At 39.2% G+C, this 22,987-nt stretch carries 23 protein-coding genes; 13 read left to right on the forward strand and 10 right to left on the reverse strand.

Going from position 1 to position 22,987, the window contains the following annotated elements; translation table 11 throughout:
- The 3 genes from ACVRZH_RS04350 to ACVRZH_RS04360 all read left to right on the forward strand — a co-directional run bounded on the left by ACVRZH_RS04350 (position 1) and on the right by ACVRZH_RS04360 (position 3,859).
- Positions 1-1,053: an ABC transporter ATP-binding protein gene (locus ACVRZH_RS04350; protein ID WP_447454099.1), complete on the forward strand. Its 1,053-nt coding sequence runs from the start codon at positions 1-3 to the stop codon at positions 1,051-1,053.
- A 9-nt stretch (positions 1,054-1,062) separates the two neighbouring features.
- Positions 1,063-1,992 carry an ATP-binding cassette domain-containing protein gene (locus ACVRZH_RS04355; protein ID WP_447454100.1) on the forward strand — a complete coding sequence of 310 codons (930 nt, stop codon included), beginning with the start codon at positions 1,063-1,065 and terminating at the stop codon, positions 1,990-1,992.
- Positions 1,993-2,215: 223 nt separating this feature from the next.
- Positions 2,216-3,859, forward strand: coding sequence for a zinc ribbon domain-containing protein (locus tag ACVRZH_RS04360; RefSeq protein ID WP_447454101.1), 1,644 nt, complete (start codon positions 2,216-2,218; stop codon positions 3,857-3,859).
- A gap of 73 nt (positions 3,860-3,932) precedes the next feature.
- On the opposite strand, the gene ACVRZH_RS04365 is transcribed toward ACVRZH_RS04360, so the two are convergent.
- The 7 genes from ACVRZH_RS04365 to ACVRZH_RS04395 all read right to left on the reverse strand — a co-directional run bounded on the left by ACVRZH_RS04365 (position 3,933) and on the right by ACVRZH_RS04395 (position 10,312).
- Positions 3,933-4,145, reverse strand: coding sequence for a hypothetical protein (locus tag ACVRZH_RS04365; protein ID WP_447454102.1), 213 nt, complete (start codon positions 4,143-4,145; stop codon positions 3,933-3,935).
- A gap of 11 nt (positions 4,146-4,156) precedes the next feature.
- Entirely contained in the window at positions 4,157-5,428 is a 1,272-nt protein-coding gene (serS, locus tag ACVRZH_RS04370) for a serine--tRNA ligase (protein ID WP_447454103.1), read from the reverse strand.
- Positions 5,429-5,636: 208 nt separating this feature from the next.
- Positions 5,637-6,011: a DUF956 family protein gene (locus ACVRZH_RS04375; protein WP_447454104.1), complete on the reverse strand. Its 375-nt coding sequence runs from the start codon at positions 6,009-6,011 to the stop codon at positions 5,637-5,639.
- A 125-nt stretch (positions 6,012-6,136) separates the two neighbouring features.
- Positions 6,137-7,048: a PTS system mannose/fructose/sorbose family transporter subunit IID gene (locus ACVRZH_RS04380; RefSeq protein ID WP_447454105.1), complete on the reverse strand. Its 912-nt coding sequence runs from the start codon at positions 7,046-7,048 to the stop codon at positions 6,137-6,139.
- A gap of 15 nt (positions 7,049-7,063) precedes the next feature.
- The gene (locus ACVRZH_RS04385; RefSeq protein WP_447454106.1) at positions 7,064-7,870 is read right to left on the reverse strand and encodes a PTS mannose/fructose/sorbose transporter subunit IIC; all 807 of its coding nucleotides are present in this window, start codon (positions 7,868-7,870) and stop codon (positions 7,064-7,066) included.
- Positions 7,871-7,933: 63 nt separating this feature from the next.
- On the reverse strand, positions 7,934-8,923 hold the full coding sequence (locus ACVRZH_RS04390) for a PTS sugar transporter subunit IIB (RefSeq protein ID WP_447454107.1): 990 nt from the start codon (positions 8,921-8,923) through the stop codon (positions 7,934-7,936).
- A gap of 576 nt (positions 8,924-9,499) precedes the next feature.
- Positions 9,500-10,312: a Cof-type HAD-IIB family hydrolase gene (locus ACVRZH_RS04395; RefSeq protein WP_447454108.1), complete on the reverse strand. Its 813-nt coding sequence runs from the start codon at positions 10,310-10,312 to the stop codon at positions 9,500-9,502.
- 150 nt (positions 10,313-10,462) lie between these two features.
- On the opposite strand from ACVRZH_RS04395, the gene manA reads away from it, so the two are divergent.
- The 7 genes from manA to ACVRZH_RS04430 all read left to right on the forward strand — a co-directional run bounded on the left by manA (position 10,463) and on the right by ACVRZH_RS04430 (position 18,555).
- A complete protein-coding gene (manA, locus tag ACVRZH_RS04400) occupies positions 10,463-11,407 on the forward strand; it encodes a mannose-6-phosphate isomerase, class I (protein ID WP_447454109.1) in 945 nt (314 codons plus the stop codon).
- Between the two features lie 33 nt (positions 11,408-11,440).
- Positions 11,441-12,049, forward strand: a complete 609-nt coding sequence (locus ACVRZH_RS04405) for a DUF1361 domain-containing protein (RefSeq protein ID WP_447454110.1) — start codon at positions 11,441-11,443, stop codon at positions 12,047-12,049.
- Between the two features lie 205 nt (positions 12,050-12,254).
- Positions 12,255-13,715 (forward strand): NCS2 family permease, encoded by a 1,461-nt coding sequence (locus ACVRZH_RS04410; protein WP_447454111.1) that lies wholly within the window; start codon positions 12,255-12,257, stop codon positions 13,713-13,715.
- 122 nt (positions 13,716-13,837) lie between these two features.
- Positions 13,838-16,339 (forward strand): leucine--tRNA ligase, encoded by a 2,502-nt coding sequence (gene leuS, locus ACVRZH_RS04415; RefSeq protein ID WP_447454112.1) that lies wholly within the window; start codon positions 13,838-13,840, stop codon positions 16,337-16,339.
- A 156-nt stretch (positions 16,340-16,495) separates the two neighbouring features.
- Positions 16,496-17,044: a 16S rRNA (guanine(966)-N(2))-methyltransferase RsmD gene (gene rsmD, locus ACVRZH_RS04420; RefSeq protein WP_447454130.1), complete on the forward strand. Its 549-nt coding sequence runs from the start codon at positions 16,496-16,498 to the stop codon at positions 17,042-17,044.
- Positions 17,034-17,528 (forward strand): pantetheine-phosphate adenylyltransferase, encoded by a 495-nt coding sequence (gene coaD, locus ACVRZH_RS04425; protein WP_447454113.1) that lies wholly within the window; start codon positions 17,034-17,036, stop codon positions 17,526-17,528. Before rsmD ends, coaD begins: the two co-directional genes overlap by 11 nt.
- A complete protein-coding gene (locus ACVRZH_RS04430) occupies positions 17,512-18,555 on the forward strand; it encodes a SepM family pheromone-processing serine protease (protein ID WP_447454114.1) in 1,044 nt (347 codons plus the stop codon). The genes coaD and ACVRZH_RS04430 overlap by 17 nt, the downstream gene beginning before the upstream one ends.
- Positions 18,556-18,660: 105 nt before the next feature.
- Here ACVRZH_RS04430 and mutY read toward each other — a convergent pair whose 3' ends face one another.
- Positions 18,661-19,815 (reverse strand): A/G-specific adenine glycosylase, encoded by a 1,155-nt coding sequence (gene mutY / locus ACVRZH_RS04435; RefSeq protein ID WP_447454115.1) that lies wholly within the window; start codon positions 19,813-19,815, stop codon positions 18,661-18,663.
- Positions 19,816-19,935: 120 nt separating this feature from the next.
- Between mutY and tsaE the strand changes: the two genes are divergently transcribed.
- Genes tsaE through lytR form a run of 3 tightly spaced genes read left to right on the forward strand, consistent with a single transcriptional unit; the run spans position 19,936 to position 22,154 of the window.
- The gene (gene tsaE, locus ACVRZH_RS04440) at positions 19,936-20,379 is read left to right on the forward strand and encodes a tRNA (adenosine(37)-N6)-threonylcarbamoyltransferase complex ATPase subunit type 1 TsaE (RefSeq protein ID WP_447454116.1); all 444 of its coding nucleotides are present in this window, start codon (positions 19,936-19,938) and stop codon (positions 20,377-20,379) included.
- Positions 20,372-20,899 (forward strand): GNAT family N-acetyltransferase, encoded by a 528-nt coding sequence (locus ACVRZH_RS04445; RefSeq protein WP_447454117.1) that lies wholly within the window; start codon positions 20,372-20,374, stop codon positions 20,897-20,899. Before tsaE ends, ACVRZH_RS04445 begins: the two co-directional genes overlap by 8 nt.
- A 7-nt stretch (positions 20,900-20,906) precedes the next feature.
- Positions 20,907-22,154, forward strand: a complete 1,248-nt coding sequence (gene lytR / locus ACVRZH_RS04450; protein WP_447454118.1) for a glycopolymer--peptidoglycan transferase LytR — start codon at positions 20,907-20,909, stop codon at positions 22,152-22,154.
- A gap of 47 nt (positions 22,155-22,201) precedes the next feature.
- Here the strand turns inward: lytR and ACVRZH_RS04455 are convergent, their stop codons facing one another.
- Both ACVRZH_RS04455 and ACVRZH_RS04460 read right to left on the reverse strand, forming a co-directional pair.
- Positions 22,202-22,516, reverse strand: coding sequence for a hypothetical protein (locus ACVRZH_RS04455; RefSeq protein WP_447454119.1), 315 nt, complete (start codon positions 22,514-22,516; stop codon positions 22,202-22,204).
- Positions 22,513-22,932, reverse strand: a complete 420-nt coding sequence (locus ACVRZH_RS04460; protein WP_447454120.1) for an HIT family protein — start codon at positions 22,930-22,932, stop codon at positions 22,513-22,515. The genes ACVRZH_RS04455 and ACVRZH_RS04460 overlap by 4 nt, the downstream gene beginning before the upstream one ends.
- Positions 22,933-22,987 lie beyond the last annotated feature (55 nt).

A 22,987-nucleotide genomic window follows, 5' to 3' on the forward strand; every position in this document is an offset into this window, starting at 1 on the left:
ATGACAAAATCAAAAAATGTAATATTAACTGCTGAAGATGTGGTCGTAGAGTTTGACGTCCGTGACCGTGTCTTGACAGCTATTCGTGGTGTCTCTCTTGAAATTAGAGAAGGTGAAGTGCTTGCTCTTGTAGGAGAATCGGGCTCAGGTAAATCTGTTCTAACAAAAGTATTTACTGGTATGTTAGAATCAAATGGTCGTATTGCTAGTGGTAAAGTAACTTATCGTGGTCAAGATTTGACTACCTTAAAGTCAAACAAAGATTGGTCAGAGATTCGTGGTAAGAAAATCGCAACGATTTTCCAAGATCCGATGACCAGCCTAAACCCAATCATTACGATTGGTCAGCAGATTTCAGAGGTTATCATAAAACACCAAGGTAAAACGGCACAAGAGGCTAAAACCATGGCTATCGATTATATGAATCGTGTCGGTATTCCTGAAGCTGAAAAACGTTTTGATGAATACCCATTCCAGTATTCTGGTGGTATGCGTCAACGTATTGTTATCGCGATTGCTTTGGCATGTAAGCCTGATATTTTAATCTGTGACGAGCCAACAACAGCATTGGATGTCACTATTCAAGCTCAGATTATTGATTTGTTGAAAGCACTCCAAAAAGAATATGGCTTTACAACAATCTTTATCACTCACGATTTAGGTGTTGTAGCAAGTATTGCTGATAAGGTAGCGGTAATGTATGCAGGTGAAGTGATTGAATTTGGTACAGTTGAAGATATCTTCTATGATCCACGTCACCCATATACATGGAGCCTGTTGTCTAGCTTGCCACAGTTAGCGAGTGCAGATGGTGAATTGTTCTCTATTCCTGGAACGCCACCATCGCTTTACTCACCTTTGAAAGGTGATGCCTTTGCCTTACGCTCAGATTATGCCATGAGAATTGATTTTGAAGAGCATCCACCGATTTTTAATGTGAGTGATACACACTGGGCAAAAACATGGCTCTTGCATCCTGATGCACCTGTTGTTGAAAAACCAAGCGTGATTCAAAACCTTCATGACAAAATCCGCCATACCATGATGAAATAGGAGTAGGAAATGACTGAAAAATTAGTAGAAATTAAAGATTTAGAAATTTCCTTCGGTGAAGGTAAGAAAAAGTTTGTCGCTGTTAAAAATGCTAACTTCTTTATCAACAAGGGTGAGACTTTCTCGCTTGTAGGTGAGTCAGGTTCGGGTAAGACAACGATTGGTCGAGCTATTATTGGGTTAAATCCGACTAGTGCTGGGGACATCCTTTATAAGGGCGAAAAAATCAACGGAAAGCTCTCTAAAGAAAAAGAGAGAGAGTATATCCGTAAAATTCAAATGATTTTTCAGGATCCAGCAGCTAGTTTGAATGAACGTGCGACTGTTGATTATATCATTTCTGAAGGATTATACAATTTTAATCTATTTGAAAATGATGCAGACCGTCAAGAGAAAGTCCGCACCATGATTAACCAGGTTGGGATGCTTCCTGAACACTTGACGCGTTACCCTCATGAATTTTCAGGAGGTCAGCGTCAGCGTATCGGGATTGCTCGTGCCTTAGTTATGCAACCTGAGCTTGTTATTGCTGATGAACCGATTTCTGCCTTAGATGTTTCGGTTCGTGCACAGGTTCTTAACCTCCTTAAAAAGTTCCAACGTGAACTTGGGTTGACTTATCTGTTTATTGCGCATGACCTATCTGTTGTTCGCTTTATCTCTGATCGCATTGCCGTAATTTACAAAGGAATCATTGTTGAGGTTGCTGAGACAGAAGAATTGTTCCGTAATCCGGTACATCCATATACCAAGTCTCTCTTATCTGCTGTTCCAATTCCAGATCCGATTTTGGAACGTCAGAAAGAACTCTTAGTTTATGATCCAGAGCAACATGATTACAGTGTTGATAAGCCGAAAATGGTTGAAATTAAACCAGGACACTATGTCTGGGGAAATGATCAAGAGCTGGCGAAATACCGTAAGGATTTAAAATTATAATATAAAACTGAACAATGATATCTAGAAAAAAATTCTAGGTGTCATTGTTTTTGTTTTATTGTGATTTAGTTTAACTAATGTTATGGTTAAAGCAACTATTTTATGCTTTTTGTTAAGTATAGTGTTATTTTTGGATAAAAAATAAGAGAAAACCTTATCAAATTAGCATAGAAAATAGTTGTTTTGATATAATAGATGTATTAAAGCAATGGAGTTGGCAGTAATGAGCTCATTAAAACAGTTTATAATCTCTAAAAAAATGAAGTACTTATTATTGGCGTTAGCAGGTTTATGTTTTGCTGGTCTAGTGGCGGGTGACTTATATTTTTCAAAAGCTAATGTGATTGCAAGTTATGTTTCGGCGAGACAGAGAGAAGATGTCGATATAGCTGATTTAAAACCTTATCTTGTTTGGGCGGATACAAAAGAATATGTGACCTTGGATGAGGCTAAGTATGCAAAGTTTCCAACCTTATCTTCTGATGAAGCTGAACAATTGAAAAAAGACTTGTCAGTGGCAACGGAGCAAGATAATCTTTATGTGACCTCTATTGGAAAACGATATTGGCTATTTTCGGACTATCGGATTGCGATGAAACCTTTTAGTTTAACTCTGAAGACTAATATACCTCAGATGGATATTTTGTTAAATCAAAAGAAGGTTGTGACAAGTGATTCAGACACATTCAGTTATGAATTAGATCGCTTACCTCTTGCTCACTATGAGGCGACCTTGTCGGGTGTCTACCAAAATAAAAGGCTTGAATTTAGTAAAAGTTATGATGGCAAGAATCCTGTAATAGATTTGGCTGTTCAATTCAAGTCTTTTAAAATTGTTAGTAACTTAACTGATGCTGAAGTGATGCTTGATAAGACTGTGATAGGACAGTTATCGGATGGCGTATTAAGTTTAGATCATTTTCCGATAACGACTGATGGTGAACTTTATGTTCAAAAACGCTTTACTGATGGTAATATCATGAGTGAAAAACGACTTCTTTCTCAGATTGAAAATGGTGCTGAAGTTCAGTTAGATGTAGCTCATTTATTGGATAAGGATGAGGCTGGACGATATCTCGTAGATGCCTTCAATCAATTTTTCCCCTATATCAATACTAAAAAAGATCCGACAAATCTTTCTTTGTTTGAATCTGGTTCCAATAATGGCTTCTACAAGGCACTTAAGAAAAGTGTGGAAGCCAAACTATTTACAGATGGTCGTTTAGCTACACGACTTAATATTCCAAACATTTGGATAAATAATATTCGTCAGGTTGGTAAAGAAAGTTATGCTTTAGATTATAGTGCTGTTTATAATTACTATTACGATAAAGCAACAGATCCTGTTAAAAAAACACAGGGAGAAATTATTCAGACGATTAGTGGTGTAGCTATTCTCAAGAAAACTACTAATGGCTACATATTCCAATCCACTGGCAATAGTGATATAGGTATTGTCAATGAAGAAAATAAGGTGAAGGCAATCTCTGTTTTTCCAGAAGGTGTAGTTGGTGAATGGGAGGGACGTTCAAAAATAGATAAATCACGTGTGACAATTCGCTTATCAGAAGATGGAACGATCCTTAAAACTGTAGTATATGATGATCGAAATAAACCTAGCGTCTCCTACTCTGCTAAAGTGGAGGAAGTTAAGGAAGTCAGTTCTGGAGTCTATCTTTATACTGGATTGACTGGGGATAAGGAAGCTCTATTAATTGAAAGTGGTCTTGGTGGTACTGATGTAACGTATGATTTTGGTTTCCGTTTGAATGGTAATACTTTAACACCTATTGTCTGGCAGACGGCATTAGGAGGAGATGTGGAGTCTCAACAGCCGTCATCTGGTGGAACTCTGAGGAAAAAATAATTAAAACCGTATGAGCTGAGTTGGATTTGCTCATACGGTTTTAATTTACTGTTATAATCGTTAACTTGAATGTCTATAGATGCTCTTTGTTTTCCTTATCTTTCATCTCACGACGGCGCTTGTTTAAATCGGACCATATAAAGTATGGTTTAAAGAGATAAAAACTGGTTGCTAAAAGGATAAATAATAAAGGATTTGCAATAGTTGCAGACATGAAATGAAACATCATATCTGCGATAAAGAGAGCGATGAGGATAATCTCAAGGAGTATTACTGTTTGTTTCATCTCATTACCTACTATGGACGAATAACATCAACACCACCCATATAAGGACGTAATACTTCAGGAATGGTCACTGAGCCATCTTCATTTTGATAGTTCTCAAGGATAGCTGCAACAGTACGGCCAACAGCAAGCCCAGAACCATTGAGGGTGTGTAACAATTTGACTTTACCGTCTTCATCACGATAACGAATTTGAGCACGACGTGCTTGGAAGTCTTCTGTATTTGAACAACTTGAAATTTCACGGTAGGCATTTTGAGCTGGAATCCATACTTCTAAATCGTAAGTTTTTGCTGCAGAGAATCCCATGTCTCCTGTACATAATGCAAGGACGCGGTATGGCAAGTTGAGTTTTTGGAGAATATTTTCAGCATTAGCAGTCATTTTTTCTAATTCGTCGTAAGACTGCTCTGGTGTTGCAAACTTAACCATTTCCACTTTATGGAATTGGTGGAGTCGAATGAGACCACGTGTGTCACGACCAGCTGATCCAGCTTCTGAACGGAATGATGGGCTCATTGCCGTAAAGTAGATTGGTAGGTCTTTGACATCAAGGATTTCATTACGGTAGAAGTTGGTCAAAGGTACTTCAGCAGTAGGGATAAGAACAAAATTGGTCTCATCGAGTTCAAAGGTATCTTCTTTAAACTTAGGATATTGTCCTGTTCCGAACATGGAATCATGATTGACCATGTAAGGTGTGATGATTTCCTCATAGCCTTCTTTGCCATGCTCGTCTAGCATAAAGTTATAGAGCGCACGTTCTAGCTTGGCTCCTAGTTTTTTGTAGAAGAGGAAGCGAGCTCCAGTGACCTTAGCACCACGTTCCCAGTCTAAGATATCTAGATCTTCTCCCAAATCCCAGTGTGCTTTTGGTTCAAAGGTAAACTGACGAGGTGTTCCCCAGCGACGAACTTCGACGTTCTCTTCTTCATCAGCTCCGACAGGCACACTATCGTGTGGTGTATTTGGAAGTGTTGTGATGATGGCAGTAACCTTCTCATCAATGCTTGCTAATTCAGCGTCAATAGCCTTGATATCAGCTCCTAAAGCCTGCATGGCAGCGATTTGTTCACTGGCATCTTCTTTATTACGTTTTGCAGTAGCAATTGCTGCTGATGCAGTATTACGGTCAGCTTTAAGAGTCTCTGTTTTGACTAATAAATCACGGCGCTTTTCATCGAGTTCTTTTAATTCTACCAATAGTGCTGTATCAACACCACGTGTTGCCAGTTTATTGGTAACTGTTTCAAAATCTGTACGAATGCGTTTCAAGTCTAGCATAGTTTCCTCCTTATTGAAAAAAGCACAGATTGCTTCATGCTGGAGCGCTTGAGCGCGGTTCCATCCAGCTTCACAATCTGTGCACTTGATTTTATATATGATTAGACACGGTAGAATTTCATCTTAATAGCTTATCTGCTTGCAGCGACCGCAGACTTTCTGAAAAGCATCCTAAGATTACTTATCCGTTGCTATTATTATACAGGATTTAAGATTTTTTGGCAAATAGATTTTTAAAATTTTTCCCAATAGTTTGTAATAGGGTTGGTAATTTAACAACCTTATCATTGCCTAATTTGTCTCTAGCGATTTTTAAAATTTTACCCGAATCCTTGCTTGCAAAGATAAATTTGCCTTGGTCTGTATAGACTTCAAAGTGGCGGCTAACCGTTTTGTTAGAGACATTAGCCCCGATTTCTAGGATATTGACCCAAGGAATATGGATATAGCGCTCAACATTGGTATCTGGGTAAAATTCGATCGCTTTGTCACCAATCAAAAATTTTCCGACTTGTCCTCCAATGCCAAGGTATGATACGCCTGTTGTGTGTAATAATACTTCTTTGTTTAGTGATTGTGCCATGATGTCCTCTCTTCTAGTATTATTATAACATAGTAGCTATCGATTAATGGATAGGGAAGTTAGTTATTGTATAGTCATCAAGAAAAGTCTGGGACAGTGTCCTAGACTTTTCAGTGTTTATCAAATTACATGATATTGAAGACACGAGCAAGGATACCAACAACAAACAATCCGATGATGATTGTGATTGGTGATACTTTCTTCTTAAGTAACCACATACATAGGAATGTCAGAAGTAAGCTCATAAATCCAGGGATAAGACCATCCAAGTTTTGTTGGAATGATGTTATTTTAGTAGGTGTTTGTGATAAACCTTGTCCAACTTGTTCAAAGGCTTGACGGATACCTTCAGAACCTTCTGGAAGTTGATCCCAGTGGATGTAAGCTTTCTCATCTAAAGGCACTTCAGATACGTTGAAAGCAAAGTTGATTGATACCCAACGTTGTGCTAGAACGGCAAGGATAAACATACCAAGGATAGATGCCCCTTTTGTAATATCTTGGAGAAGACCACCAGACATATCTTTAGTGATTTCTTTACCAGACTTGTAGCCGAATTCTTGTGTATACCATAGGAAGCTCATACGAAGGATGTTCCAAGCAGCGAAGAAAATAATTGGTCCAACGATGTTACCAGTTACGGCAAGAGATGCACCAAGAGCACCAAGGATTGGACGTACTGTAAACCAGAAGACTGGATCACCGATACCGGCAAGAGGTCCCATCATACCGATTTTCACACCTTGGATAGCAGCATCGTCGATGTCTGCACCGTTAGCACGGTCTTCTTCAAGGGCAAGTGTTACACCAAGGATTGGTGCAGCAACGTATGGGTGAGTGTTGAAGAACTCCATGTGGCGTTTAAGAGCTGCCACTTGGTCTTCTTTCTTAGTGTAAAGTTTTCTCAAAGCTGGGATGATTGAGTAAGCCCAACCCATGTTTTGCATACGTTCAAAGTTCCAAGAAGCTTGAAGGAATTGTGAACGGAACCATACTTTTTTACGATCGTTTAATGAAAGTTGTAATTTTTCTGACATGTTTCTTCTCCCTTCTTAGTAGTCTTCTAGGATATCACCGATTGGGTCACCTGAACCAGAAACACCACCGTTGCCACCTTTTTTAGAAAGGTTAAGGTAGATGAAGGCAAGGGCAACACCAATAGTACCAAGAGCGATAAGTGTTAATTGGCTAACAGCTGCAAGAGCAAAACCGATAGCAAAGAATGGCCATACTTCGCGAGTTGCCATCATGTTGATAACCATAGCGAAACCTACGGCAACAACCATACCACCACCGACTTGCATACCACCTGATAACCAAGCTGGCATCATTTCAAGACCTGCTTTTACAGCATCAGCTGGGATGAAAAGAAGGAGCGCAGCTGGAACAGCGATACGAAGTCCTTGAAGGCTAAGAGCGATAAGGTGATAACGTTCGATAGCGTTAAAGTCACCTTTTTCAGCAGCAGCGTCACCAGCGTGAACAAGGGCAACTGAGATAGTACGAACAAGCATTGTAAGGAAAAGACCTGCAATAGCAAGAGGAATAGCAACACCTTGTACGACACCGATAGCAGTTTCTGAATAGTCACCACCCTTGATGAAGATGATAGCAGCGGCTACTGAAGCAAGAGCCGCATCTGGTGCGATAGCTGCACCGATGTTTGACCAACCAAGGGCAACAAGTTGAAGATAACCACCAAGCATAACACCTGCAGTTAAGTTACCAGTTACAAGACCGATGAGGGTACATGCAACGATTGGTTGGTGGAATTGGAATTGGTCAAGGACACCTTCCATACCTGCTAGGAAAGCGACAAAGACCACTAAAATTGCAGAAATCAAGTTAATATCTGACATAGTTAAATCCTTTCGTTATATCTGATAGTGATAGTTGTTACCACTATCTAAATCTAAATACAATTATTTGATATCAGCTTTATTGATAAGGTCAAACAAGTCTTTTTGAGAATCATTTGGCACTTTGCGGACATCAAACTTAACACCAAGATCACGTAATTTTTCAAATGTCTTAACATCATCTTTGTCCATTGACAATACAGTGTTAACCATTGTTTTACCAGTTGAGTGAGCCATAGAACCAACGTTAAGTTCAGTGATTGGCACACCGCCTTCAATAGCTTGAAGTGCTTCTTGAGGTGTTTCAAACAAGATAAGTGCATGTGTGTTACCAAAGCGAGGGTCTTTTGCTGCTTCAATCAATTTTTTGATTGGTACAACGTTGGCACGCACACCACTTGGTGCTGCTTGTTTGATTAACTGCTTACGCAATTCGTCTTGGGCAACTGTATCTGAAGCAACGATGATACGGTCAGCTTTAGAAGCTGGTGTCCAACTTGTTGCTACTTGTCCGTGCAAGAGACGAGTGTCGATACGAGCTAAGTTAATCTTAAGTTTGCCATCACCGATAACTGTTCCTTCTGGGATAGCACCTTGGCGAACAGCTGGAGCGGCAGTTGGAACTGCTTCTTGAGCTGGTTCAAGTTCTTCTGGAAGAACCTTAACCCCTTCTCTAGCTTCTTTTAAGATGTTTGCAACAACTTTATCCACGCCTGCATTAGCGTCCATCATACGCTCTGTATATGCTTGGATAAGCATTGGTAAGTTAAGACCTGTGATGATTGCAAATTTGCGGTCAGGATTTTCTCCTGCAACGCGACTAGCTTGGTTAAATGGTGAACCACTCCAAAGGTCAGCCAAAACCAAAATCTCATCATCAGCGTCGAATTGTGCAATGGCGTTATTGATTTTAGCATATAAATCATCTGGACCTTCACTTGGCATAAAAGTAACAACTTGAACTTTTTCTTGTTCGCCAAAAATCATAGAACCAGATTGATGAATACCTGCAGCAAACTCGCCATGGCTTGCGATAACGATTCCGATACCCATTCTTGATTTTCCTCCTTTTGTGTATTTTTCATTGAGCTGACTAAAGATAATCTCCCACTTTATTACATAAAGCAAATCCTTAGTCAAATCAAAGAAATTCAAGAACCTATATAGTGTAAAACGTTTTCACCGAAAAGTCAAGTCTTTTTTCCTAAAAAATGAAATCTGTTCACAAGAATTGAAAAAATAGGCTATATAGTATATTACTATATTCCATTTTTTCTTGCCTAATCAGATATTTTATTCACAATATCATACTAATTAGTGATAAATATACAATTTAAATAAAGTCCTTATTTTAATAGGAAATAATTGATACTATCGTTAAAGAAGATTGGCTAGAAAATCAGAGATGCCATCTTGTTTGTAAACTGTTTTGAAAACAAAGTAAGCGATAACAAACAATCTGAAAACTGAACAAAATAATCAAAAATAAACAAATAGCTCTTTCTCAAATGACTGTTATTCTCTCATAAAACAAAAAACGTTTGAAATCTAGGGTGCAAGAACCCTGTTTCAAAACGTTTATAGTGTTTTTGAACGTACTGTTTTAGGTGACTAATCAGGTTAATCTTTTTATAGAAAGAGTTTTTCCAATGTTTTTGCGACCCCGTCTTCGTTGTTAGTATAAGTAATTTGTTCTTTAGCGTAGTTTAAAAGAAGTGGGTTGGCATTTTTCATGGCGTACCCTATAGAGGCAAATCCTAGCATTTCAGTATCGTTGTGTTCATCTCCAAATGCGATTAAATCTTGTCTTGTTTTGTTCATTGTTTTTAGGAGATGCTCTAAAGCATAAGCTTTATGGACCCCTTTAGGTGAAAACTCTAAGATATTTTGTGGTCCGCCCCAAGAGTCAACTTCTACAGCGTGGTTTAAAAAGGCTTTGATGTCATCGGCTAGTTGATATTTGTCAGCTGCCCTTGTTTGCGTTAATAGGGCATTGGGGTCCTTTGTGACCTTGTTAATGTGCAGGGTCATGTCATCTGTGATTTCATCTAGTCCAAATAACTTTGGATCAATTGTAGCGCGGTTATCATAGGCTAGATAGACATTTTTGCGGTATTCGCTGGCAACAAAATCCAACTCAAAAGTAGAGCGATTTTTTAAAACGTTAAAAAGAATATCACGCTCAATACGGACATTGTGTTCAAAAGCCCATTTTTGACCTGGGATATGTGTTAAAGAACCGTTAAAGTTAATCATTGGACCAGTCAATTCAAGTTGACGGTAATACTCGATAGCCATACGATAGGGACGACCTGTAGCTATAACGATCTGATGCCCTTGTTTTTGAATAGCCTTCAAAACATTGACGCTATATTCCGAAATGGTGTGGTCACTACGTAGCAGTGTGCCATCTAAATCAATTGCTATAATTTTTTGTGTCATGTTGTTATTATAGCAAAAAACTTATTTATCTTAAAGCTCTAATCAGTTATTATTGTCTAATACTGGGTTTTGTCATCACAAACAGTATTAAGTATGTTATAATCAAAGAAGTTTTAAATATTTTGAAAGCTACGTAAGAGGGGAGAAAAAATGATAGAACCATTGTTTTTGGAAGCTGTAATGCAGGAAAAAATCTGGGGTGGCCGTCGATTAAAAGATGAGTTTGGCTACACCATTCCAAGTGATAAGACTGGTGAGTGTTGGGCAATCTCTGCCCATCCAAATGGTGTTTCAACGATAAAAAATGGTAAGTTTGCAGGACTAGGTCTGGATCGCGTATATGAGGAAAATCCTGCTTTATTTGGAAATCCAAAAAGCCCTGTGTTTCCATTGCTAACTAAAATTTTAGATGCTAATGATTGGTTAAGTGTCCAAGTTCATCCAGATGATGCTTATGGTTTAGAGCATGAAGGGGAATTAGGTAAGACAGAATGTTGGTATATATTATCAGCTGAAGAAGGTGCTGAAATCATTTATGGACATGAGGCAAAGACGAAGGAAGAGTTACGCCTGATGATTGAGTCTGGACGTTGGGATGATTTATTGACCCACGTTCCAGTTAAAAAGGGAGACTTTTTCTTTGTACCTAGTGGTACGATGCATGCCATTGGGAAAGGCATAATGATTTTGGAAACACAGCAATCGAGTGATACCACCTATCGTGTATATGATTTTGATAGACGAGATGATGAGGGAAATCTACGTGAATTGCACATTGACAAATCTATCGATGTCTTGACATTAGGAGTGCCGGCTAATAGCACGCCAGCGGTTTTAAAATTAAAAGACTTGGAAACAACAACTTTAGTATCGAATCCATTCTTTACTGTTTATAAATGGGAAATAGAGGGTTCTGTTGATATGACAGCGACCGCAGATTATCTGTTGATCAGTGTCTTGGATGGAAAAGGTGTTATGGTTATTGATGAAGTGAGTTATCCAATTGAAAAGGGTGAACACTTTATCCTTCCTAATGATGTAAAAATGTGGCATTTTGAAGGAGAATTGGAGATGATTGCTAGTCATCCAAACTAGAATTTATGGAAAAAGTCTCACGGGAGGAAGTACGTGCGAAAATTAACGCTTATTCATTGCTTCTTTGTGCTAATCACAGCGGCTGTTTTTTATGTCAATCCGTATGGTCCTAACTTGGTTTGGAATATGTTTTTGGCTTTGCTAGCTGTAGATTTTGCTTACTTTAGTCATTTTAAACGAAAAAATAAGGTATTCAACAAGCTATTATCTGTTATTTCAGTGTTGGGATGGTTTATTTTTTACCCTAATACTTTCTATATGCTGACAGATATTGTTTATTTCTCATGGGCGAGTAATATTTTAAGTCAACACACGGCCCTGATTCATTTTGCGATTTTTGTATCTAGTATCTTATTAGCCTTAAGTTCGGGTATTGTCAGTGTTCGTATTATCATGGAGCGGTTTAATATTAGTATTGTTTATCTACGCTATCTCTTTATACTCGGGTTATCATTAGTGTCAAGTATCGCCATTCATATAGGGCGTTATGCAAGATTAAATTCTTGGGATGTCCTATTGAGACCAGAGCTTGTTTTGACTGAAATAAGAGCCGTTTTTAAGCCTGAAAGTTTTTGGTTTATAGCTATTTTTACCTTTTTTCAGATAATGACTTTGGTGTTGCTCGATAAAGAGGATTTTTAACAAATAAGAGGAAATTGGAACAAATAATAAGGAGGCAGTCATTCGTTACTGCCTCTTGTTATTTGTTTTTTGTTCTGAGAAAACTCTTTTTAAAAATAACTTGAAAAATGAACATAAATGTTTTATAATATATATAACGTTCGTAAATAGCGTATTTTAAGAGAACAGACATTAAATTTGTTCTCGTATTGAGGAGAAAAACAATATGGAACAGTTTTTTAAACTGAAAGAACATGGGACATCTGTCTCAACAGAAGTAATGGCAGGTTTGACGACTTTCTTTGCCATGAGCTATATTTTATTTGTTAACCCAAGTATTCTTAGTGTTGCTGGAATGCCGTCTCAAGCCGTTTTCCTAGCGACTATTGTTGCTAGCGCAGTATCAACTTTGATTATGGGCTTATTTGCCAATGTCCCTTATGCCTTAGCGCCAGGTATGGGGCTTAATGCCTTCTTTACTTATACCGTTGTTATTGGACTGGGCTTTACTTGGCAGGAAGCCTTAGCTATGGTATTGCTATGTGGTCTGTTTAATGTCTTTATCACGATTACCAAAGTGCGTAAAAGCATTATCAGAGCTATTCCAGTCAGTTTACAACACGCTATTGGTGGTGGTATTGGTATCTTTGTGGCTTATCTTGGTTTCAAAAATTCAAACTTAATCACCTTCTTGACGTCAGGTAATGATATTATTAGCATCAACAATACACCTGTTGCTGAAACAACGGCTCAGACTTTTGAAAATGGCGTTTTCTCTGTTTTTGCTGGTGGTGGTGTTGTACCAGGGATTTCTACTTTTACTGACCCTGCTGTTCTCTTGACTGTCTTTGGACTGTTCTTGACAGCTGTGTTGGTGCTCAAAAATGTACGTGGCGGTATTTTGATTGGTATTGTTGTAACAACCTTGCTTGGTATTCCAGCAGGTGTCGTTGATTTATCAACCGTTGATTTCTCAAACAATAACCTTGGCACAGCTTTTTCAGAATTAGGTGTGACTTTCTTAGCAGCCTTTGATGGCTTGGCCTCTCTTTTTGACAATGCGAATCGTCTACCTCTTGTTCTGATGACTATTTTTGCCTTTAGTTTGTCAGATACTTTTGATACGCTTGGTACTTTTATCGGGACTGGTCGTAAAACAGGTATTTTTTCAGAAGAGGATGAAAAAGCGTTGGAAAATGGTTCTGGCTTTAATTCAAAAATGGATAAGGCTTTGTTTGCAGATGCCATTGGAACGTCTATCGGTGCGGTATTTGGAACATCAAACACGACAACTTATGTTGAAAGTGCAGCAGGTATTTCAGCAGGTGGACGCACAGGTTTAACAGCTGTAACGACAGCAGTGTTATTTTTACTATCGTCGTTGCTAGTGCCTTTGGTAGGTGTTGTACCAGCCGCGGCAACTTCTCCGGCTTTAATTATTGTAGGGGTCATGATGGTCTCATCTTTCTTGGATGTTGATTGGAGTGATTTTGAAGAAGCGTTGCCAGCTTTCTTTGCAGCCTTCTTTATGGCTATCTCATTTAGTATTTCTTATGGTATTGCTGTTGCGTTCATCTTCTATTGTTTGGTGAAAGTGGTAAATGGCAAAGCAAAAGAAATTCATCCGATTCTTTGGGGATCAACAGCTTTATTTGTGATTAACTTTATTATTTTAGCGTTTCTATAACATGAAAAGGTGACTGTGATGGTTGCCTTTTTAATTTGTATATCTGACTTACTATCAAGGTATATTTTTTATTGAAAAGATGGTATAATGAATAAGATTATTTATATGAGTGGAGAAGAGTTATGGTCGTTTACAATCATCGAGAAATTGAGCCTAAATGGCAAACGTTTTGGGCGGAAAATCACACTTTTAAAACGGGAACTGATGCTGCAAAACCTAATTTTTATGCCTTAGATATGTTTCCTTATCCATCTGGTGCAGGACTTCATGTTGGACACCCCGAAGGTTACACAGCAACAGATATTTTAAGCCGTTACAAACGTGCAAAAGGGTTTAATGTGTTACACCCAATGGGATGGGATGCTTTTGGTCTCCCTGCTGAACAGTATGCTATGGATACGGGTAATGATCCTGCGGATTTCACTGCTGAAAACATTGCAAATTTCAAACGTCAAATCAATGCCCTTGGTTTTTCTTATGACTGGGATAGAGAAATTAACACAACTGATCCTGATTACTACAAATGGACGCAATGGATTTTCACAAAACTATATGAAAAAGGCTTAGCCTATGAAGCTGAAGTACCTGTCAACTGGGTTGAGGAATTGGGAACAGCTATTGCCAACGAAGAAGTTTTACCAGATGGGACTTCTGAGCGTGGAGGGTATCCGGTTGTTCGTAAGCCCATGCGTCAATGGATGTTAAAAATCACAGCATATGCGGAACGTTTATTGACTGATTTGGAAGAACTTGATTGGCCAGAGTCTATCAAAGATATGCAACGCAACTGGATAGGTAAGTCAACAGGAGCAAATGTGACATTTAAGGTTAAGGGCACAGACGAGACATTTACTGTCTTCACAACTCGCCCTGATACCTTGTTTGGTGTGTCGTATGCTGTTCTTGCACCAGAGCATGCCTTGGTTGATGTGATTACGACCAAAGAGCAAGCAGATGCTATTGCAGATTACAAGCATCAAGCTAGTCTCAAATCAGATTTGGCGCGTACTGACTTAGCTAAGGAGAAAACAGGGGCATTCACAGGAGCTTATGCGATTAACCCTGTCAATGGTCAAGAAGTTCCGATTTGGATTGCAGACTATGTGTTGGCAAACTACGGGACAGGTGCCGTCATGGCTGTACCAGCCCACGATGAGCGTGACTGGGCTTTTGCCAAAACCTTCGGCCTTCCTGTTTCAGAAGTGGTTCGTGGTGGTAATGTTCAGGAGGCTGCCTATACTGAAGATGGTGAACACATCAATTCAGATTTCTTGAATGGTCTCAATAAAGCGGACGCTATTGCTAAAATGGTCGAATGGCTTGAAGCAGAAGGTGTTGGTGAAGAAAAAATCACTTATCGCCTACGTGACTGGCTCTTTAGTCGTCAACGTTATTGGGGTGAGCCGATTCCAATTATTCACTGGGAAGATGGAACTTCAACAGCTATTCCAGAAAGCGACTTACCTCTGGTATTGCCTAAAACAAGTGATATTAAACCGTCAGGGACGGGTGAAAGCCCACTTGCTAATTTGACAGATTGGCTTCATGTGACACGTGAAGATGGTGTTAAAGGTCGTCGCGAAACAAATACTATGCCACAATGGGCGGGTTCTAGTTGGTATTATTTGCGTTACATTGACCCTAAAAATACTGAAAAACTAGCAGACGAAGAGTTGTTGAAAGCTTGGTTGCCGGTTGATATCTATATTGGTGGTGCAGAACACGCTGTTCTTCACTTGCTTTACGCTCGTTTCTGGCACAAGTTCCTCTATGATTTAGGTGTGGTACCGACTAAGGAACCTTTCCAAAAACTCTTTAACCAAGGTATGATTTTGGGGACAAGTTACCGTGACGGTCGCGGAGCTCTTGTGGCAACAGATAAGGTTGAAAAACGTGATGGTTCCTTCTTCCATATTGAAACGGGTGAGGAACTTGAGCAAGCACCTGCCAAGATGTCTAAATCGTTGAAGAATGTTGTCAATCCAGATGATGTGGTTGAGCAATTTGGTGCAGATACACTACGTGTCTATGAAATGTTCATGGGACCATTAGATGCCTCAATTCCTTGGTCTGAAGAAGGTTTGGAAGGCAGTCGTAAATTCCTTGATCGTGTGTATCGTCTCTTGACAAGTAAACCAATTGTCTCAGAAAATAATGGTGCTTTAGACAAGGTTTATCATGAGACTGTTAAAGCTATAAGCGAGCAAATCGAAACTCTTAAATTTAATACAGCTATTGCTCAGTTGATGATTTTTGTCAATGCTGCCAATAAAGAGGATAGTCTTTATGTTGATTACGCCAAAGGTTTTGTGCAATTGATTGCGCCATTCGCACCACACTTAGCAGAAGAATTATGGCAAGGTCTGACAGATAGCGGAGAATCTATATCTTATGTTGCGTGGCCAAGTTATGATGAGAGCAAATTAGTTGAAAATGATGTTGAGATTGTTGTGCAAATCAAGGGGAAAGTAAAAGCCCGCTTGGTTGTTGCTAAAGATTTAACACCAAAAGAATTGGAAACTGCAGCATTAGCAGATGCTAAAGTTCAGGCGGAAATCGCTGGCAAGGAAGTCATTAAAGTCATTGCTGTGCCAAATAAATTGGTTAACCTCGTAGTCAAATAGAACTAAACTCATTAAGTAGAGAGTTTCATTGGATTTTTAAAGCGTTCGTGCCATATCACTGTACTGTGAAAAAGCATGGCCGCTTTTGTTTTATTTAAATTCTGCCTTTTTAAACTTATACCTTGGCTGATGAAATCTGAGCTTGACTGTGGTATAATTGTGGCTATGAGAGTTGTTGCAGGAGAATTTGGGGGACGCCCCTTAAAAACGTTAGCTGGAACCAATACGAGACCGACGACAGATAAGGTCAAAGGAGCCATGTTCAACATGATTGGTCCTTACTTTGAAGGTGGACGCGTCCTTGATTTGTATGCTGGTTCGGGAAGTTTAGCTATTGAAGCCATTTCAAGAGGAATGGCAAAGGCTGTTCTTGTTGAAAAGCACAGTGGAGCCCAAGCGATTATTTTAGACAATATTAAGATGACAAAGTCAGCAGACCAGTTTGACCTCTTGAAAGCATCAGCTGAACAGGCACTCGATAGACTTAGAGGGACATTTGATTTAGTTTTACTTGATCCTCCTTACGCTAAGGAAAATATCGTAGAAATGGTGACTGCATTAGAGGAGAGACAGTTGTTGTCTGATGATGTGATGATTGTGTGTGAGACGGACAAATCGGTTGTTTTACCAGAAGAAATTAGTGCTTTTGGCATATGGAAAGAAAAAGTATACGGGATAAGTAAGGTGACAGTCTATGTCAGGTAAGGTTGGATTATTTACGGGGTCATTTGATCCAGTGACACTAGGACATTTAGATCTTATCAAGAGAGCTAGTGTCCTATTTGAGACACTTTATGTAGGGATATTTTATAATCAGGCTAAGAAAGGTTATTTTCCTATTGAGGTGCGCCAAAGTATGTTAGAGGCAGCTCTAGTTGATTTGCCAAATGTCAAGGTGGTGACGATTAGCAATAGTTTGGCTGTTGATGCTGCGAAGAAGCTTGGAGTAACGCACTTGGTTAGAGGATTGAGAAATGCCAAAGACTTGGAGTATGAGGCAAGTTTAGCTTTTTATAATCAGTATTTGGTTGATGAGATTGAAACGATTTTCCTTCTGACTGCACCAGCCTATCGTTATGTGAGTTCCAGTGCAGTTAGAGAGCTAATGCATTTTGGCTCGCCTATTGCTGATTTTGTACCAGAGAGTGTTGTAAAAGAAGTGGAGAGACGACGTGAAGAAAAAGAATAGTAATAAATGGTGGATTGTAGGGATTCTATCCTTTGTGTTTGTTATTTTTAGCTTGTTTTATCCTCTTCCTTATTATATGGAGATGCCAGGTGGAGCATACGATATTCGGGAAGTGTTAAAAGTTGATGATAAAGAAGATCTTGAGAAAGGGTCGTACAATTTTGTGGCTGTCACTGTTAGTGAAGCTACTCTTGCTCAAATCATCTATGCTTGGCTAACGCCCTATACTGAGATTTCGCCTCAGGAAGATGTTTCTGGTGGTTTGAGTGGTGATGATTTTTGGCGCGTGAGTCAGTTTTATATGGAAACATCACAAAATAATGCCATCTATGAAGCCTTAAGTTTGGCAGGTGAAAAACCAGAGTTAACTTATATGGGAGTTTATGTTCTCTCTGTGATGAAAAACTCAACGTTCAAAGATGTATTAAACCTTGCAGATACTGTTATAGCTATCAATGATAAACGCTTTAAGAGTTCAAAAGAACTGATTGATTATGTATCATCGTTTAAGATTGGTGATCCTGTCACAGTAACTTATATCAGTGATAAGAAGGAACATAAGGCTGACGGCAAGATTATCAAGTTATCAAATGGTAAAAATGGGATTGGTATAGGATTAGTGGATAAAACAGTTGTAGATACACCTGTACCGATTGAATTTTTCACAGACGGTGTTGGTGGTCCCAGTGCTGGTTTGATGTTTACTTTGGATATTTACGATCAATTGGTTGATGAAGATTTGAGAAAGGGTAGAGTGATTGCGGGAACTGGAACGATTGAACCAGGTGGTACTGTAGGTGATATTGGAGGTGCAGGTCTTAAGGTGGTATCGGCACATGAGATTGGTGCAGATATCTTCTTTGTGCCAAATAATCCAGTGACAAAAGAGCAGTTGAAGTTGGATCCTGATGCAAAGAGTAATTATGATGAGGCCAAGGCGATGGCAGAAGAGCTTGGAACAGATATGACAATTGTTCCTGTCACCAGCTTAGAAGAAGCTATTGCTTATTTGAAAAAGACGGCATAAAATAAAGGTTGGAAGAAAAATCCAACCTTTTAGGGAGCGGGATGACATAGTGATTTCTTTGAAATCAATGTTGTCCTACTCCCTATTTTGTTATACTAGTGATTTTTACTTGTTTTTCAAATATAAATCAACCATTTTTTTCTGAGGTGTTGCAAAGGGATAATTATGGAAATCTTGCTTTTTCACCCAATGAAGATTATCATTGTTAACTTTAGATGTCTCTAAGAGGGTACCTTCTAAGAGGTGAATATGCCATTTTTGGTGGCTAAAGATATGGGTGATGGCTGGATAGGTTTTGTCAGACCAGTCAAGTTTTAGGTGATAAGTTTCCTCGAATTGCTGTTTTAGTGAGACAGTTTTCTCTATCGGAGAGGGTTTGTCATCGAATAGAGATAACTGTTGGCTGATGAGACTTGTTTCCATGATTGGAAATGACCAGAACCCCCCTAATAATCGTTCTTGCGTGTTTTTTTCAAGTAAATATTCGCCATTCTTATTTTTAATGATAAAAGCCTGAATGTGAATAGGTCTCGGTTTTTTCTTTGGTTTTTTAATAGGGTATTTAGCCATTGTGCCATTGAGGTAGGCAGCACTGAAAAAGCGTATTGGGCTTTCTTCGGGTCTCGGATTTTTGGCAGAATCAATGTCTGTTCCTAGGTCCATAAGCGCTTGATTAAAATCCCCAGGTCTATCGGGGTCTATTAAGACTTCCATAATTTCTTGGAAAATGTGTCTATTTTTAGGATTACCGATATCATAATTGACTTCAAAGAGTCGTGCTATAACACGCATGACATTACCGTCCACAGCAGGTTCTGGCAGGTTGAAAGCAATACTGGAGATGGCGCCGGCAGTATAGGGCCCGATACCTTTTAGGGATTTGATGTCTGTGTGCGTTGAGGGGAAAACACCATTAAAGTCCTCCATAATCTGTAGAGCTGCTTTTTGCATGTTTCTAACGCGAGAATAGTAGCCTAACCCCTCCCAAGCCTTGAGTAATTTTTCTTCTGGAGCATAGGCAAGGTCTGACACTGTAGGGAACCATTCTAAGAAACGCTCATAGTAAGGGATGACAGTCACAACTTGTGTTTGTTGCAGCATGATCTCAGAAATCCAGATACGATAGGGGTCAGTTGTACGACGCCAAGGCAAATCGCGTTTTTCTTTATCATACCAGGCTAGTAATGTTCGCCGAAAGGATTGGATTTTAGGTGTATCCCACATCGTAATGCCGTATTGTTCAAAATCGTAAGTTTTCATAAAACTATCATACCATAGAGACACTGATAAAGACAAAACTAACATTTTGTAGGAGATTTGATTGACTTGAATTGTCGAAAAAACATGGCAGAAGTTTTTTTATTTTGATATAATACCAGTATGTTTGAAACAAGAAATGAAGATGAATTAATAATGCTAGGGACCTTGATCGGTCAAAAAGTAAGGTCTGGTCAAGTTATTGTTTTAACTGGTGATTTGGGTGCCGGTAAAACCACGCTGACGAAGGGGATTGGTAAAGGCTTAGGTGTTCAACAAATGATCAAAAGCCCAACCTATACGATTGTCAGAGAATATGAGGGCAACCTACCTCTCTATCATTTAGATGTCTATAGATTAGGTGATGATCCTGACTCTATTGACTTAGATGATTTTATTTATGCAGAGGGTGTAACGGTTATCGAATGGGGGCAACTGTTAGGTGATGCCTTACCAAATGATTACTTAGAAATTACACTAACTAAGACAGATGATGGTCGTTCATTATCCTTCAGGGCAACAGGGAAAGAGTCTAAAGCATTAGTAGAGGAGGTTGAAAATGGCTAAAAAAGCTCAGGAAGTGATTTTCAAAGAAGCTGAGGCAACAGATGCCAAAGGTCTCCACGATTTATTAACTCAGGTTGCGTCTGAAACAGAGTATCTCAGTGCTGATGAAGGTTCTTTTCATTTAACCGTTGACCAACTTGCAGATAGTTTGATTCAAAGACAAAATAGTTATAATCAAGTGTGTCTTATTGCAACGATAGATGATTTGGTTGTCGGAGTATTAAATATTTCTGCTGACCAACGCTATCGCGTTAATCATATTGGTGATGTGTTTATAGCAGTGAGACAAGAGTATTGGGGACATGGTCTCGGGCAAATTTTACTTGAAGAAGCCATTGCTTGGGCAGAAGCCTCTGGAAGTATTCGTCGCTTAGAGCTCACAGTTCAGGTGCGTAATGAAAAAGCCGTTCATATTTATCAAAAATATGGTTTTACCGTTGAGGGTACCAAAAAGCGTGGTGCAAAAACAAAGAATGGGGAGTTTCTGGATGTCTATCTGATGGGTAGGCTGATAGATTAAAAGATGTATGAGTATTGGTAGAAAAATAATGTTAATGTTAGCTGCTCTGATAATGATCACAGCCATTGCAATAGGTATTTATGTGACGACAGCTTATCATTATTCAACCTCAGAATTATCCAAAACCTACAAAGAGTTCAGGACAGGTAATCAAGTCAGTCAAGCTATTGCCCAAACAGAACCCTTTACCATACTCCTTATGGGTGTTGACACAGGTTCGAATGAGCGTAAAGAAAAATGGGTCGGCAATAGTGACTCGATGATTTTGGTAACGGTTAATCCTAAGACCAAACAAACAACGGTAACCAGTTTGGAAAGGGATATTTTAATCAAGTTATCTGGTGATAAAGAGAATGAAATGACTGGTGTTGAGGCCAAGTTGAATGCAGCCTATGCTTCGGGTGGTGCTGAAATGGCTATTGCTACCGTGCAAGATTTATTGAACATCAAAATTGATAAGTACATGATGATCAATATGGAAGGTTTGATTCAACTTGTTGAGGCAGTAGGAGGTATCACTGTTACCAATCATTTCGACTTCCCGATTAAAATCAGTGATTGGGAACCTGAATTTCAAGCAACAGTTGAACCAGGTACCCATAAAATCAATGGCGAACAAGCGTTGGTCTATGCACGGATGAGATATGATGACCCTGAAGGTGACTATGGTCGTCAAAAACGTCAACGTGAAGTCATTCAGAAAATCATGGCTAAAATTTTAGCACTGGATAGCGTTAGCCGTTATCGCAAAATTTTGTCAGCAGTTAGTCGAAATATGCAGACAGATATTGAAATCTCCAGTCGCACAATTCCTCAGTTGCTGAGCTACAAGGATGCTTTGAAAAAAATTAAAAATGCACAGTTATACGGCGAAGATGCGACTATCGATGGTGGTAGTTATCAGTTAGTTACTGAAAAACATTTGCTTGATGTACAAAATGATATCCGAAAAGCTTTAGGTCAGGAACGACTAAAGAAATTAAAAACGACAGCAGTTCTTTACGATCACTTTTATGATAGCGAACAAGCGGTTTTGCGTTCTGAGACGAGTGATCCCGAAGCATCTCCTGTTGTTATACCATCAGATGTGAGTGTCAGCAATGGGCAGGTCGCTCCTCCTGTTTCTGTGGAGACACCAGTGATAGCTCCAGAGACAACAACCCCAGTGGTCACACCAGAGATAGTTCCAGCTGAAACGGGAGCTCCAGTAGTTGAGACAAGTGAAGTCCCTGCAACTCCTGGACTGCCTCAATAAAATAAATACGAAAGAGAGGTTGAATCTTAGTTCACCTCTCCTTTGCTTTATTCTGTTGACTGATGCTTGTCTAGCACTGACTGGATTTCAGCGAGTCGTGCTTGTGTTTCGTTGTTAAATGACTGAAAGTGATAGGTTAAGTCCTCCCCTATTTCTGACAATAACGGTTGTTGTTGCAATATCGTATTGGCGTCTTGTTTTATCTGATTGAAACTTTGTTGAGCAGCCTGAAAGGTCTTCTTTGTGTCGGCTGCTTCGGATTTTGTGCTATCCCAACCTTGTTTGATGTGTTGGCGATTGTGGTAGAGATAATAAGCACCAGCTCCCAGAAGAGTTAGCTTAAGTAATTTAGTGAGTTTCATTCTGTCACCTCGTTAGCGATGTTTTGAGATAGTTGTGATAAAAGGGTGAAATCAGGCTCGTTTGTCTTGAAAGTTACTGCTAAACCATCTTCAGTTGAAAAACGTGGTAGAAGATGGATATGGGCATGAAAAACAGTTTGTCCAGCAATTTCTTCGTTATTGTTTAACACATTTAAGCCACTAGCACCAGTGGCTTTTTGAAGACCACGCGCAATCTTTGGAACAACAGAAAAGAGGTGACTAGCTGTTGGACTATCCATATCAAGAATATTACGGACATGTTCTTTAGGGATAACCAGTGTGTGTCCTTTAGTTACTTGGGTAATATCTAGAAAAGCGACAACCTTATCATCCTCATAAACTTTAGATGCAGGAATGTTGCCAGCAACAATATTACAAAAAATACAATTATCCATCTTCTTTCCCCGTGTTTCCTTTTTTTAGTATATAATGTAAGTATAGTATATCAAA

The organism is Streptococcus fryi (assembly GCF_053206505.1).